Annotated in this window: 12 protein-coding genes and 1 other RNA gene; 11 read left to right on the top strand and 2 right to left on the bottom strand. The window is 70.2% G+C overall.

All coding sequences use genetic code 11. The annotated features are described in order from the left end of the window. The first annotated feature begins 13 nt into the window (after positions 1-13). The 4 genes from PD653B2_RS11785 (at position 14) to PD653B2_RS11770 (ending at position 5347) form a co-directional block, all read left to right on the top strand. On the top strand, positions 14-2356 hold the full coding sequence (locus PD653B2_RS11785) for a PAS domain S-box protein (protein ID WP_085872573.1): 2343 nt from the start codon (positions 14-16) through the stop codon (positions 2354-2356). Positions 2357-2418: 62 nt separating this feature from the next. Continuing rightward, positions 2419-3171: a response regulator gene (locus PD653B2_RS11780; protein WP_089503950.1), complete on the top strand. Its 753-nt coding sequence runs from the start codon at positions 2419-2421 to the stop codon at positions 3169-3171. A 35-nt stretch (positions 3172-3206) separates the two neighbouring features. Next, entirely contained in the window at positions 3207-4325 is a 1119-nt protein-coding gene (gene prfB, locus PD653B2_RS11775; protein WP_085872572.1) for a peptide chain release factor 2, read from the top strand. 122 nt (positions 4326-4447) lie between these two features. Then, on the top strand, positions 4448-5347 hold the full coding sequence (locus PD653B2_RS11770) for an oxygenase MpaB family protein (RefSeq protein ID WP_085872571.1): 900 nt from the start codon (positions 4448-4450) through the stop codon (positions 5345-5347). Between the two features lie 3 nt (positions 5348-5350). On the opposite strand, the gene PD653B2_RS24615 is transcribed toward PD653B2_RS11770, so the two are convergent. Beyond that, positions 5351-5950, bottom strand: a complete 600-nt coding sequence (locus PD653B2_RS24615; RefSeq protein WP_133059100.1) for a hypothetical protein — start codon at positions 5948-5950, stop codon at positions 5351-5353. A gap of 62 nt (positions 5951-6012) precedes the next feature. On the opposite strand from PD653B2_RS24615, the gene ftsE reads away from it, so the two are divergent. From ftsE to PD653B2_RS11730, 7 genes are all read left to right on the top strand, one after another. Then, entirely contained in the window at positions 6013-6702 is a 690-nt protein-coding gene (gene ftsE / locus PD653B2_RS11760) for a cell division ATP-binding protein FtsE (RefSeq protein ID WP_085872569.1), read from the top strand. A gap of 40 nt (positions 6703-6742) precedes the next feature. Continuing rightward, positions 6743-7654: a permease-like cell division protein FtsX gene (ftsX, locus tag PD653B2_RS11755; protein ID WP_085872568.1), complete on the top strand. Its 912-nt coding sequence runs from the start codon at positions 6743-6745 to the stop codon at positions 7652-7654. A 106-nt stretch (positions 7655-7760) separates the two neighbouring features. After that, a complete protein-coding gene (locus tag PD653B2_RS11750) occupies positions 7761-8969 on the top strand; it encodes a M23 family metallopeptidase (RefSeq protein WP_133059101.1) in 1209 nt (402 codons plus the stop codon). A gap of 362 nt (positions 8970-9331) precedes the next feature. Beyond that, positions 9332-9808, top strand: coding sequence for an SsrA-binding protein SmpB (smpB, locus tag PD653B2_RS11745; RefSeq protein WP_085872566.1), 477 nt, complete (start codon positions 9332-9334; stop codon positions 9806-9808). Further along, on the top strand, positions 9805-10689 hold the full coding sequence (locus PD653B2_RS11740) for an amidohydrolase family protein (RefSeq protein WP_085872565.1): 885 nt from the start codon (positions 9805-9807) through the stop codon (positions 10687-10689). The genes smpB and PD653B2_RS11740 overlap by 4 nt, the downstream gene beginning before the upstream one ends. 78 nt (positions 10690-10767) lie before the next feature. Then, positions 10768-11138: a transfer-messenger RNA gene (gene ssrA / locus PD653B2_RS11735) on the top strand. A 288-nt stretch (positions 11139-11426) separates the two neighbouring features. Next, positions 11427-12317: a sulfite exporter TauE/SafE family protein gene (locus PD653B2_RS11730; RefSeq protein ID WP_085872564.1), complete on the top strand. Its 891-nt coding sequence runs from the start codon at positions 11427-11429 to the stop codon at positions 12315-12317. A gap of 116 nt (positions 12318-12433) precedes the next feature. Here the strand turns inward: PD653B2_RS11730 and PD653B2_RS11725 are convergent, their stop codons facing one another. Continuing rightward, complete coding sequence (locus tag PD653B2_RS11725) at positions 12434-13594, bottom strand: GAF domain-containing sensor histidine kinase (RefSeq protein ID WP_165763441.1); 1161 nt, start codon at positions 13592-13594, stop codon at positions 12434-12436. Between the last annotated feature and the right edge of the window lie 49 nt (positions 13595-13643).

The following is a 13643-nucleotide window of genomic DNA, read 5'->3' as shown; positions in this document are numbered from 1 at the left end:
TTAGGTTCCGGGCGTGGCTGGGGGAGATGCTCGGGAGTCAGGCCTGCCGACGATCGTGGTCGTCGACGACGCGGCCGAAGTGCGCACGCTGGTGCGCACCCGCCTGCGGCTGTCGCGCAAGCTCGACGTCGTCGGTGAGGGCGCAGACGGCGCCGAGGCGATCGAGGCCGTACGACGGCACCGGCCCGCGATGCTCCTCCTCGACGTCTCGATGCCGGGCATGGACGGGCTCGAGGCGCTGCCCCGCGTCCTCGAGACGGCGCCCGGGACCTGCGTGGTGATGTACAGCGGCTTCCAGGAGCAGGGTCTCGCCGACCGGGCCCGCGAGCTCGGCGCCGCGGCGTTCTTCGAGAAGTCCACCGCGCTCGACACGCTGGCCGACGACCTGCTCGCGGTGCTCGCCGGGCGGGCGGAGGTCGTTGCCGCGCCCGCGCCGACGCCGGAGGGGTCGTCGGAGGACGAGGCCGACCGGACCGTCCTGCGCGAGCACCTCGAGCGCTTCGGCGAGGTCTTCGAGGACGCGGCGATCGGCATGGCGACGGTGACGCTCGCCGGCCGGATCGTGCGTGCCAACGGCGCGCTCGCCGACCTCCTGGAGCGCCCGGTCGACCGCCTGGTGGGTGCGGCGTACGCCGACTTCACCGCAGGCCGCGGCGACCTGGTCACCCAGGCCCTCGGCGACATCCTGGACGCCGGCACCCGGGTCGTGCAGTTCGAGCACGACGTGAGCGAGGCCGGCTCCGCGCGCCGGGTGCTGGCGACGCTCGCCCCCGTCCTCGACAGCCGCGACCGCCCGCTCTACCTCTTCCTCCAGGTGCAGGACGTCAGCGGCCAGCGCGGCGCCGAGGAGATGCTGCGGCGCAGCGAGGTCCGCTTCCGGCTGCTGGTCGAGAACGTCGAGGACTACGCGATCTTCATGCTCTCGCCGCTCGGCACGATCGAGAGCTGGAACGCCGGCGCCCAGCGGATCAAGGGCTACACCGCCGACGACATCATCGGGCGCCACTTCCGGACCTTCTACCCCCGCGAGGTGCAGGAGTCGGGACACCCCGAGCGCGAGCTCGAGCTGGCGCTGCGCGACGGGCACTACGAGGAGGAGGGCTGGCGGGTCCGCAAGGACGGCTCCCGGTTCTGGGCCAACGTGCTCATCTCCGCGGTGCACGACCAGGACGGGCGGCACCTCGGCTTCGCGAAGATCACCCGCGACATCACGGCCCGCCGTGAGCAGGAGGAAGCGCTGCAGCAGAGCGAGGAGCGGTTCCGGCTCCTGGTCGAGACCGTCGGCGACTACGCGATCTTCATGCTCGACCCCGACGGCCGGATCACCAGCTGGAACGCCGGCGCGCAGCGCTGCAAGGGCTACACCGCCGACGAGATCATCGGCCAGCACTTCCGCGTCTTCTACCCGCCCGAGGTCCAGGCCGCCCGCCACCCCGAGCACGAGATCGAGATCGCGCTGAGCGAGGGCAGGTACGAGGAGGAGGGGTGGCGCGTCCGCAAGGACGGGTCCCGGTTCTGGGCCAACGTGGTCATCACCGCGGTCCACGACGCCCGGGGTCGCCACGTCGGCTTCGCCAAGGTCACCCGCGACACCTCCGAGCGCCGCGCGATGCTCGAGGAGCGTGAGCGGGCGGCGACCGCGCTCGCCGAGGCCAACGCCCAGCTCGCCCAGGCTGCGGAGGACCAGGCCCACTTCCTCGCCGTCACCGCCCACGAGCTGCGCACCCCGGTCGGCGTCCTCGGGGGTACGGCGGACACGCTCGTCGCCCACTGGGCCGATCTCGAGGACGACGAGCGGCGCGAGCTGCTCGAGGGGATGAGTGCCAGCGCGGTCCGGCTGCGCCGGCTGCTGGCCGACCTGCTCACGGCGTCCCGTCTGCAGGCCAGCGCCCTCGAGCTCGAGCTCGGCCCCGTCGACGTCGCCACCCTGGTCGCGACGGCGGTCGCGACGGCGCGACGTACCCGACCCGACGCGGAGATCGTCATCGACGCCGAGCCCGGACTGGTCGTCGTGGGCGACGTCGACCGGCTCGCCCAGGCGGTCGACAACCTGATCGCCAACGCGCTGCGCCACGGCGTGTCGCCGATCCGCGTCTCGGCGCGCGCGGTCGGGTCCGTCGTCGAGATCGGCGTCGAGGACTCGGGCCCGGGTGTGCCCGACGAGATGCGGGCCCGTCTCTTCGACCGGTTCGCGACCGGCCGCGGGCCGGGTGGCACCGGTCTCGGGCTCTACATCGTGCGCCAGCTCGCGCGCTCGCACGAGGGCGATGCGACCTACCGGTCGCCGTCGGCCGACGGCCACGACGGGGCGTTCGTGATCAGCCTGCCGCTCGCCGCGACCGACCCGGCCGTATGAACTGGTGCCGACGCGCGGTCCCTGGCATGTCCCTGCGGCCTCGGACCGCCTAGGCTCACCCCGTGCCGATCCGCGTCCTCCTGGTGGACGACGTCGTCGAGGTACGCCGGTTGGTCCGCACGTCGTTGCGCTTTCGGGGCGGTTTCGAGGTCGTGGGAGAGGCTGCGGACGGTGCAGAAGCCGTCCGTCTCGCCGAACAGCTGCGTCCCGACGTCGTCGTACTGGACCTCGGCCTGCCCGACATCGCGGGGCAGGAGGTCCTCAGCCGCGTGCGCGAGCGGTCCCCGGCGTCCAAGGTCGTGGTGTTCTCGGGCCTCGAGACCGTCGATCGGGCCTGGATCGCCGACAACGCGGCGGGCTTCGTCCTCAAGGACGCCGACCTGGGCTACCTCGTCGACCTGCTCGAGTCCGTCGGCCGGATCGCCGACAACGAGGCCGTCATCGACCTGCCCCACGACCTGAGCAGCGTGAGCGACGCCCGGCGCTTCGTGAAGCAGAAGCTGGCCGACTGGGGCATCATCGAGCCGGTCGACGACGCGCTGCTCGTCGTCAGCGAGCTGGCGGCCAACGCCCTCACCCACGCGCACTCGTCGTATCGCGTCCGCATCGCCGCCACCGAGGCGGCGCTGCGGATCGAGGTCGACGACGACGGCACCGGCACGCCCGAGCCGCAGCCGTTGACCGAGACCGATGAGCACGGCCGCGGTCTCCACCTGGTCGGCGCGCTCGCCGCGTCGTGGGGGATGGAGGCGGCCGACACCGGCGGCAAGCGCGTCTGGGCGGAGCTTCCGCTCCCTGCCGCGGCCGCCGAGTAGGCCGCCTCGGGCGTCGCCCCGTAACCTTGAGCCTTGTGGCAGGCCCAGACATCGATGCACAGATCAAGCAGCTCCAGGCGACGATGCACACCATCGAGCAGGTGCTCGACGTCGACGCGATGCGCCGGGAGATCGCCGACCTCAGTGAGCAGGTCGCCGCGCCGGACCTGTGGGACAACGTGGAGAGCGCGACCCGGGTGACCGGGCGGCTGTCCGCGCTCCAGGGTGAGCTCGACCGCGTCTCGGCGCTCGGGGGGCGCATCGACGACCTGGCGATCATGGTCGAGATGGCGCAGGAGGAGGGCGACGCCGACGCGATGGCCGACGCCGACGCCGAGCTGAAGCGGCTGCACAAGTCCGTCGAGGCCCTCGAGGTCCGCACCCTCCTCAACGGCGAGTACGACGCCCGCGAGGCGCTGGTCTCGATCCGTGCCGGCGCCGGTGGCGTCGACGCGGCCGACTTCGCGGAGACCCTGATGCGGATGTACACGCGCTGGGCCGAGCAGCACAACTACCCCGTCGAGGTCTACGAGACGTCGTACGCCGAGGAGGCCGGTCTCAAGTCGGCCACCTTCGCCATCCACGCGCCGTACGCCTACGGCACGCTGTCCGTCGAGGCTGGCACCCACCGACTGGTGCGGATCAGCCCCTTCGACAACCAGGGCCGCCGCCAGACGAGCTTCGCCGCGGTCGAGGTCGTGCCGGTGCTCGAGCAGACCGACGAGATCGACGTCCCCGACGAGGACATCCGCGTCGACGTCTACCGCTCCGGCGGCCCGGGCGGCCAGTCGGTCAACACCACCGACTCCGCCGTCCGCCTCACGCACATCCCGACCGGCACCGTCGTCAGCTGCCAGAACGAGAAGTCGCAGCTGCAGAACAAGGCCAGCGCGATGGTCGTCCTCAAGGCCAAGCTGCTCGCCTTGAAGAAGGCCGAGGAGAAGGCGCATCTCGACGAGATGCGCGGCGACGTCCAGGCGTCGTGGGGCGACCAGATGCGCAACTACGTGCTGAACCCCTACCAGATCGTCAAGGACCTGCGGACCGGCTACGAGCAGGGCAACCCGTCCGCGGTCTTCGACGGCGACCTCGACGGGTTCCTCGAGGCCGGCATCCGCTGGCGCCGGGGTGCCGAGAAGGCCGCCGAGAACTGAGCTGCCCTGGTCCGAGCTCGCGAGGGCCAGGACGCAGCAGCCAGGTCGATGCGCTCGCCGGCGCTCGCTGCTCGACCACCGAGATGGCGACTCGGTGGGCGGGTCTGCTCTAGTTTGGCGACATGAAGCGTGACCACTGGAAGGTCCGGAACGACGCCCTCGACCCGGTGACCGACTTCGTCGAGATCTACCGCAACGTCGTGATGCACGAGTTCCCCTGGGACATGAACCAGGCGCTCAGCTTCGCGCTCTTCCGCACCTACGCCGTGCCCGGCATCGGCCGGCTGCTCGATGCGACGGGGGAGTTCACCGGCGACGTCCAGCGGCGGTACGACGACACCGCGCTGCTGCTCGAGCCCCCGACCCGGCTCGGCTTCGACCACCCGGAGTCGAAGGCCGCGATCCGCCGGATCAACGCGATGCACCGCGCCTACGACATCCCCGACCACGAGTTCCGCTACGTGCTGAGCACCTTCGTCGTCGTGCCCAAGCGCTGGCTCGACGACTACGGCAAGCGCCCGATGACGGCCCACGAGGTCGAGGCGTCGGTGCACTACTACCGGGCGCTCGGCCGGCACATGAACATCAAGGACGTCCCGGAGACCTACGCGGGCTTCGAGGAGCTGATGGACTCCTACGAGGCCGAGCACTTCGCGTTCGACGCGGGCGCCCGGCGCGTCGCCGACTCGACCCTGGCGCTGATGAAGACGTTCTACGCCCGACCGGTCCGCCGCCCGGCCGGCCTCTTCGCCCAGGCCCTCATGGACCAGCCGCTGCGCGACGCGTTCCGGTACGACGCCCCGCCCGTGGCCGTGCAGCGGGCGAGCCGGGCCGCCCTCAAGGCCCGCGGCGTGGCCCTGCGCGCCTTCCCGGCGCGCCGCAGGCCCAAGCAGGTCGAGGACATCTCCTGGATCCGCAGCTACCCCGACGGCTACGACGTGGAGCAGCTCGGCACCTTCCCGGTCCCGGGCGTGCGGGGCTGCCCGGTCACCCACGCGGCGCGGGACACGACACCCGCGTAGCGATCAGGCCGCGGCGGCCTGGGCGACCGTCACGCACCACCGGCCGGTCCGGTCGAGCAGCGCCGTGCGGTCGCCCCCGGCCGCCTCGACCGAGCACGACAGCCAGGCGTCGCCGAAGAGCCCGTGGAACGACGTCTCCGAGCCGCAGCGCACCGCCACCGACGGGTCGCCGTACGCGGGCGCGCCCCGGAGGGGCCGGCACCCCTTGCCGGTGGCGGCCTTCCGGAGCGCGCCGGCCTGCTCGACGGTGACCGGGGGAGCGAAGACCCAGGCCCGGGCGACCGTGCCGTCCGCGGCCTTCCAGGTGCAGCCGTACTCGTGGGCGACGTCGTGGACGCCGGCCGCGACCCGCGCCCGGTCGCCGTTCGCATAGGTCTCCGACGACTCCGCGGTGCCGCCGAGCGCCTCCTCGACGGCGTTCGGCGCCACCCGGGAGCAGAAGTCGGCCCGGGTGATCGTGATGTCGTCGGTGGAGAAGTCCGTCAAGGGGGTGCTGACGGCCGACGGTGTCGGCTCCTCCGGCTGCTCCTGGTCGTCGCAGCCGGTGAGCGCGGCCGCGGCGGCCAGGGTCGCGAGCACGGCGGCCATGGCACGCAGGAGCATGTGCTCCAACATACGGTGCCGGATCCGTGGAGCAGCTGGGGCCACCGTCTACCCTCGATCGGGTGATCCGCTTCGAAAAGGTCGTCAAGACCTACCCCGGCCAGTCGAGGGCCGCCCTCGACCAGGTGTCGGTCGACATCGAGAAGGGCGAGTTCGTCTTCCTCGTCGGCACCTCGGGCTCCGGCAAGTCGACGTTCCTGCGCCTGGTGCTGCGGGAGTACCGCTCCACGTCCGGGCGGGTCTACGTCGCGGGCAAGGAGGTCAACCGGCTCGCCAGCTGGAAGGTGCCGCGGATGCGACGCCAGATCGGCACCGTCTTCCAGGACTTCCGCCTGCTGCCCAACAAGACCGTCAGCGAGAACGTCGCCTTCGCGCTCCAGGTGATCGGCCGCTCCCGCTCCGAGATCAACCGGGTCGTCCCCGAGACCCTCGAGCTCGTGGGCCTGGAGGGCAAGGGCGACCGGATGCCCGACGAGCTGTCCGGCGGCGAGCAGCAGCGCGTCGCGATCGCCCGGGCCTTCGTCAACCGGCCGATGATCCTGATCGCCGACGAGCCCACCGGCAACCTCGACCCGACCACGTCGGTCGGGATCATGAAGCTGCTCGACCGGATCAACCGCACCGGCACCACGGTGCTGATGGCGACCCACGACGCCGGCATCGTCGACCAGATGCGCAAGCGCGTCATCGAGCTCGACGACGGCCGCGTCGTCCGCGACCAGGCACAGGGCATCTACGGCTTCCAGCACTGAGCCGGCCCACCCGACCCGATCGAAAAGAGCCTCACCCTTCATGCAGCTGCGTTACGTCTTCTCCGAGCTCGGCCAGGGCCTGCGTCGCAACCTGTCGATGCACCTCGCGGTGATCCTGACCCTCTTCGTCTCCCTGACCCTCGTCGGACTCGGCGTGCTGCTGCACCAGCAGGCCGACAAGGCCGCGCAGCAGTGGGGCTCCGAGCTGCAGATCACGGCGTTCCTCTGCAAGGCCCGCGACGACAACCCGAGTTGTACGACGGAGGTCACCCAGTCGCAGAAGGACCGCATCGTCGAGGAGATGAAGAACAACCGCGAGGTCGACGACTACCGCTACGAGTCGAAGGAGGAGGCCTTCGAGAAGATCAAGGACCTCCTGGGTGCCGACAAGTTCGAGGGGCCCAACCCGGCGGCGACCGCCGACGACATGCCCGAGTCGTACTGGATCACGCTCAAGGACCCCGACGAGTACGAAGGGATCGAGAGCGCGATCATCGGTCTCGACGGCGTCTCCAGCGTGCGCGACCAGCGCAAGATCGTCGGCCCGGTCATCCAGGGCCTCGACGTCATGCAGAAGGGGGCGCTCGGCATCGCGGCGTTCCTCGTCCTGGCGGCCCTGCTGCTGGTCGCCAACACCATCCGGCTCGCGGCCTTTGCGCGGCGCCGGGAGATCGGCATCATGCGGCTGGTCGGTGCCTCGACCCTCTACATCGCGCTGCCGTTCCTGATGGAGGCGGTGGTCACCGCCGCGGTGTCGGTGGCGGTTGCCGTCGGGGCGCTCGGCGCGTTCATGTGGTTCGGCGTGCACGGGCAGCTGGAGGACCTCGTGGGGTTCATCCCGTGGATCGGGCTGCAGGAGTTCTGGGTCGCCGCGATCGTCGTCGCGATCCTCGGTCCGCTGCTGACGCTGCTTCCGACACTCGTGTTGACGCGCAAATACCTCAAAGTCTGATCGGCGCGGGTTACCGTCGACGGGTTCACTTCCCCGAACACGTGAAGGCATACCGGTGCGTATCTTCCCCCGTACCGCACGCCGCCGCCTGCTCACGGCCTGTGCCGTGAGTTCGCTGGTGGTCGGTGCGCTGGCGCTACCCCAGGCGTTTGCCAGCGACGGCAAGGACCTGAGGCACCAGCAGAAGCAGGCCCAGTCGCAGATCAAGCACGCCCAGCACGACCTCGACGAGTCGAGCTCGCGGCTGCGCGCCACCCAGGCCGCTCTCGAGAAGGCGGTCCGCGAGCTGTCGGACGCCCGCGCGGCGTACACCGTGGCGACCGCGAAGCTGGAGGCCGCCGAGCTCCGCGACCAGGAGATGCAGGCCCAGCTCCAGGCCGCCGAGGCGAAGCTCGACACTGCCCAGTCGGACCTCGAGCAGGGCCAGTCGGCGCTCGCCGACCAGCGGCTCCGGCTCACCGACACCGTCACCGACATCTACGAGCAGGGCGACCCGCAGCTGCTCGCCTTCGCCACCCTCCTGGAGTCCCAGGACACCGCCGACCTCACCCGGCAGTCGGAGTTCAGCGACGTCGTCGTGGGTCGTGAGGCCCGCGCGTACGACGACCTGCACGCCGCCGAGGTCCTCCTCCAGGTCCGCGAGAACGAGGTCGAGTCCGCCCGCGACGATGTCGAGGTGCAGCGCGAGGCTGCGGCCGAGCACCTGGTCACCATGGAGCAGCTCCACAGCGATGCGCGCGATGCCAAGAACGCCGTGCTCACGCTGGTCGGGACCCGGCGCGACGCCCGGGCGGACGCCACCCAGGCGCGCCGGCAGGACCTCCGCGACCTGCAGGAGGCCAAGCGCCGGGAGAACCACATCAAGCAGCTCATCCTGGCCGCCGCGCGGCGCGCCAAGGGCGGCTACACCGGCTCCACGAACGGGCTCTTCATCCCGCCGGTCACCGGACCGGTCACCTCGCCGTTCGGCTACCGGATGCACCCGATCTACCACTACTGGGGCCTGCACGACGGCACCGACTTCGGGGTCGCCTGCGGCGAGGGCATGCGGGCCATCGCCGGCGGGACCGTGATCGCGCAGTACTGGTCCGACGTCTACGGCAACCGGCTCTACCTCAGCCTCGGCCAGATCAACGGCAAGAACGTCACCGCCGTCTACAACCACGCCAGCGGCTACCGCGTCGGCGTCGGCGACCGCGTCCAGCAGGGCGAGGTCGTCGGCTACGTCGGCTCGACCGGCTGGTCGACCGGCTGCCACCTCCACTTCACGATCCTCGTCAACGGCACCGCCGTGGACCCGATGAACTGGCTCTGAGCCGAGCCGGCGCCAGTTTCCTTGGAGGACTCCCCGAGTCGGCGCCAGTTTCCTTGGAGGACCCGCCGAGCCGGCGCCAGTTTCCTTGGAGGACCCGCCGAGCCGGCGCCAGTTTCCTTGGAGGACCCGCCGAGTCGGCGCCAGTTTCCATGGAGGACTCCCCGAGTCGGCGCCAGTTTCCGGAAACTCTCGCCGACTCGCTGGGCTGGTGCGGGAAACTGGCGCCGACTCGCCGGGCTGGTGCGGGAAACTGGCGCCGACTCGCTGGGCTGGTGCGGGAAACTGGCGCCGACTCGCCGGGCTGGTGCGGGAAACTGGCGCCGACTCGGCATTGCGGTTGTGGCTCCTGAGAGAATGGTGGGATGGCCAAGGAGACGGGGCGCAAGCTGATCGCGCAGAACAAGAAGGCGCGGCACGACTACCTCATCGAGGACACCTTCGAGGCGGGCATGGTGCTGATGGGCACCGAGGTGAAGTCGCTGCGCCAGGGTCGGGCCTCCCTGGTCGACGGGTTCGTCGACATCGAGGGCCACGAGGCGTGGCTGCACGGCGTGCACATCCCGGAGTACACCCAGGGCACCTGGACCAACCACTCCGCCCGCCGCAAGCGCAAGCTGCTGCTCAACCGGACCGAGATCGACAAGATCGAGCGCCGGGTCAACGAGAAGGGCCTCACCGTCATCCCGCTCGCGATCTACTTCCTCGACGGCCGGGCCAAGGTCGAGATCGCGCTCGCCAAGGGCAAGAAGTCGTGGGACAAGCGCCACGCGCTGGCCGAGCGGCAGGCCACCCGTGAGACCGAGCAGGCCATCGGCCGCCGGGCCAAGGGCATGGATTGACCGACCCTCACGCCGACGTTCCCGACGTACGCCGGTTCTGGGAGTCGCTCGGCCTCCCGGGGCTCTTCGACGTGCACACCCACTTCCTGCCGCCGTCGATCCAGCGCGCGGTGTACGCCGTCTTCGACGCCGCCGGGCCGAAGATCGGGCGGGAGTGGCCGATCCGCTACCGCCAGTCGATCGAGGAGCGGGTCGAGCTGCTCCGGGCGATGGGCGTGCGCCGCTTCCCGACCCTGCCCTACGCCCACAAGCCCGGGGTTGCAACGTTCCTCAACGACTGGGCGGCCGACTTCAAGCGCGACGTCCCCGAGTCCCTCTGGTCGGCGACCTTCTACCCCGAGCCCGAGGCGGCTGCGTACGTCGAGGGCCTGGTCGCCGGCGGCGTCGAGATCTTCAAGGTGCACGTGCAGGTGGGGGAGTTCCACCTCGACGACCCGCTCCTCGACCCGGTCTGGGGCATGCTCGAGGACGCCGGCACACCCATCGTGATCCACGCCGGCGGGGCCCCGGTCGGCAACGACTTCACCGGCCCGGCACCCATGGCCCGGGTCCTGGCGCGCTACCCCCGGCTGGCCGCGGTGATCGCCCACATGGGCGCACCCGATCTCGTCGAGTTCCTCGAGCTGGCCGAGACCCACGAGCGGGTCTGCCTCGACACCACGATGGTCTTCACCGACTTCTGGCCGCAGCCCTACCCGGTCGAGCTGCTGCCGCGGCTGGTCGACCTCCAGCACAAGGTGCTGCTCGGCACCGACTTCCCGACCATCCCCTACCCCTACGCCCACCAGCTCGAGAGCCTCGCCCGCCTCGACCTCGGGGAACACTGGCTGCGCGACGTGTGTTGGAACAACGGAGCCCGACTCTTCGGCATCGGTGGTTGAGGAGGTTGCGCAGCAACCGTCTCGGAACCACTTAGGTCCCAGCACCACCGACCCGTAGACTGGACTCACAACTCAAGAGGGGCTGATCGGTTTCGACTTGGGACGTTAGTTCCAGGGGAAGCGGGTCGAGAAGCCAGCGTCATCTCGTAAACGATCGCTGGAAACCTATAACTGCCAACACCAATCGCAGTTCCTTCGCTCTCGCTGCCTGAGCAGTGATCGAAGCGCACGTCCGGGCATCCGTCTCCGTCCCGGGTCCGTGTGTCATCTAGGAGACTTGCTGCTCATCTCCTGTCAGGAGGGGTGAGCGGGACTTTTTCCTGACTGAGCCTGTCGGGGACGTGTCTGTGCGAGCCCCGGGGCCGAGAAAAGCGTCAATGCAGACTGCACCCGGAGAAGACCTGGTTCGACGCTCGAGGACGCGGGTTCGATTCCCGCCAGCTCCACGACGAGGTCTTCGCAGATTGATCGCGAATTCTTCGCAGAATTGCCGGTCCCGGTGGGTCGCCCCACCGAGAGCCAGCCCTCTTGAACGAGAGCCGCTCCGACACCCGTCGGCGCGGCTTTCGTGCTCTGTCTGCGGGCGTCGGCGACGCCCCGCGGGAGGGGACTCCTGCGTGGTCTCGAGCTCTGGCCGACCGGGTGAGCAAGGCACGGAGGTGGCTGCGTCGATTGGTTGGTAATTCACCTATCCTTGTAGACTAGCGCGACTGTTGAATCGTACGAGATGAGTACTCATGTGGATCGTCCTGGCCTTCGCCCTGGCGGGTGGGGTTGCCCAGCTCGTCGACGGCACCCTGGGTATGGGGTTCGGCGTCACCTCGGCCACGGTGCTGCTGTTCATGGGGGTCGCCCCGGTCACCGCCAGCGCTGCGACGCACGCGGCCAAGCTGCCCACGACGCTCATCAGCGGACTGTCGCACTGGCGTGAGGGCAACGTCGACAAGGCGGTGCTGCTTCGCGTCGCCCTGCCCGGCGTGGTGGGGGGCTTCCTGGGAGCAGTCGTCCTCACCAACATCAGTCTCGCCTCGGCGAAGGCGGGGATGTCGGGACTGCTGATCTTCTTCGGCCTGGTGATCTTCGCCCGGTTCGGCCTCGGCATCAGGCTGATCCCGACGCCGAGGAACGGCCACACCGCGCGCTGGCTCGCACCGATCGGCCTGCTCGGCGGCTTCGTCGACGCCACGGGTGGCGGCGGATGGGGTCCTGTCGTGACCCCCAGCCTGATGACCGTCACCCGCCACGAGCCGCGCAAGGTCGTCGGCACGGTCAACGCCGCCGAGTTCCTGGTCGCGGTCTCCGTCTCGTCCGGCTTCCTCACCGGGGCCGCCCAGCACGGCATCCCGTGGCTGCCCGTGATCGGCCTGATGTTCGGTGGCGTCATCATGGCCCCGATCGCGGCGCGGCTGGCGGGTCGCCTGCCGCACGCGCCGATGGGCACCATGGTCGGCGCCCTGGTGATCGTGGTCAACGTGGTCACGATCGTCGCCGCACTCGGCGGGCTCCCGGGCTGGATCGACGCCGTCCTGATCCTGCTGGCGATCGCCGTCACCGCGCGGGTCGCCCTCCTGGCCTGGCGGCGGGAGCGCGACGAGCGCGCGGTCGCCAGCCTCGTCGCGTCGGCGTAGCCGACCGTATGTGCTGATCCAGGCCGGCGGCGGGTGCAACCCGTGGGCGGCTGCGCACGAACGGATCGTCGACCTGGTCGGCGTCAGCCTCAGACCGTGCCACCAACCCTCACCCGTCAGTCCGGCAGTTCGAACCACGCCGTCGTGCCACCCCACGGAGAAGACGTCACACCGATCTGACCCCCATGCGCCTCCACGATGCGCCGACACGTCGTCAGGCCGATCCCCGAACCCTCGACGTCGTCATCGACTCGTGCCAGCGGCTCGAAGACCCGCTCACGATCTGCCTCCGCGATCCCCGGCCCACGATCGGAGATCTCGACCCGCCAACCTCCGGCGATCCGGGAGGCGGCGACCAGCACGTTCGCCTTCTCCCCGGGCCGGGTGAACTTGGCCGCGTTCGCCATCAGGTTCTGCACCACGGCCCCCAGCTGCACGGGGTCACCGGTGACCGTGGGGAGGTCACGCACCTCGACGGTGGCGCCGAGCAACGCAACCGCCAGGTCTTCGACCACCGCAGCGGCCACCGCAGAGAGATCGACCGGGACCCGGACGAGTTCACCGCCCAGACGCGCGAAGGTCAGCAGGTCGTCGATCAGGCGCTCCATCCTGTTCGCGCCGCCGATCGCGCGCGTGACCAACCACCCGATGTCGTCGAGGGCGTCGCCGGTGAGCCCCTCGCTCCCGACTGCATCATCGATCATCCGCAGCGCCATCGTCACCGCCGTCAACGGATTGCGCAGGTCATGGCTCACCTGGCCTGCGAAGGCGGTCAGCCGCTCGTTGGAGCGGCGGAGCTCCGCCTGAGCCGACTCGAGTTCTGCCACCGTGCCGCTGAGCTCGCGGGTGCGCAACTCCAGTTCGAGCAGGTCGACCGCCCGCTCAGCCAATGCCCCCAGGGCATGCGCCTGCTCGCCGCTCATGGTGCGCGGCTTCGTATCGAAGACGCACAACGCCCCGATCGTGACCCCCTGCGGGGTGATGAGGGGATGGGAGGCGTAGAACCGGACGGAACCGGCGGTGCCGTCGACGTTGGGACTGTTCTTGAAACGCTCGTCCTTGCTGGCGTCGGGCACGACCACCGGGTGCTCGAGGTCCAGCAGGACGTTGCACATCGAGTTCTCCCGGGCACGGACCCCGGCGGCGTAGCCGTGTGTCACGACCGGGTGTTCCTCGATGTCGGTGAACAGGTTGATCGCCGCCATCGGCGTACCGGCCATCTGCGCTGCCACCTCGACCACGGCAACCAGGTCGCTGCGGGGCGGCTGCTCGATCACCTGGTACTTGCCGAGCTCGGCGACCCGGGCCTGGTCCTGCTCCGACGTC

The organism is Nocardioides sp. PD653-B2 (assembly GCF_002117935.1).
Classification (GTDB): Bacteria; Actinomycetota; Actinomycetes; order Propionibacteriales; family Nocardioidaceae; genus Nocardioides.
The sequence above is the reverse complement of the archived record's forward strand: the minus strand, read 5'-3'. Positions and strand labels throughout refer to the sequence as shown.

What these genes read in the sequence shown, in the direction of transcription:
- PD653B2_RS24615 (WP_133059100.1), bottom strand. Translation starts at nt 5,950, where the DNA reads ATGCTCCTGCGTGCCATGGCCGCCGTGCTCGCGACCCTGGCCGCCGCG.
- PD653B2_RS11730 (WP_085872564.1), top strand. Translation starts at nt 11,427, where the DNA reads ATGTGGATCGTCCTGGCCTTCGCCCTGGCGGGTGGGGTTGCCCAGCTC.
- smpB (WP_085872566.1), top strand. Translation starts at nt 9,332, where the DNA reads ATGGCCAAGGAGACGGGGCGCAAGCTGATCGCGCAGAACAAGAAGGCG.
- PD653B2_RS11770 (WP_085872571.1), top strand. Translation starts at nt 4,448, where the DNA reads ATGAAGCGTGACCACTGGAAGGTCCGGAACGACGCCCTCGACCCGGTG.
- ftsX (WP_085872568.1), top strand. Translation starts at nt 6,743, where the DNA reads ATGCAGCTGCGTTACGTCTTCTCCGAGCTCGGCCAGGGCCTGCGTCGC.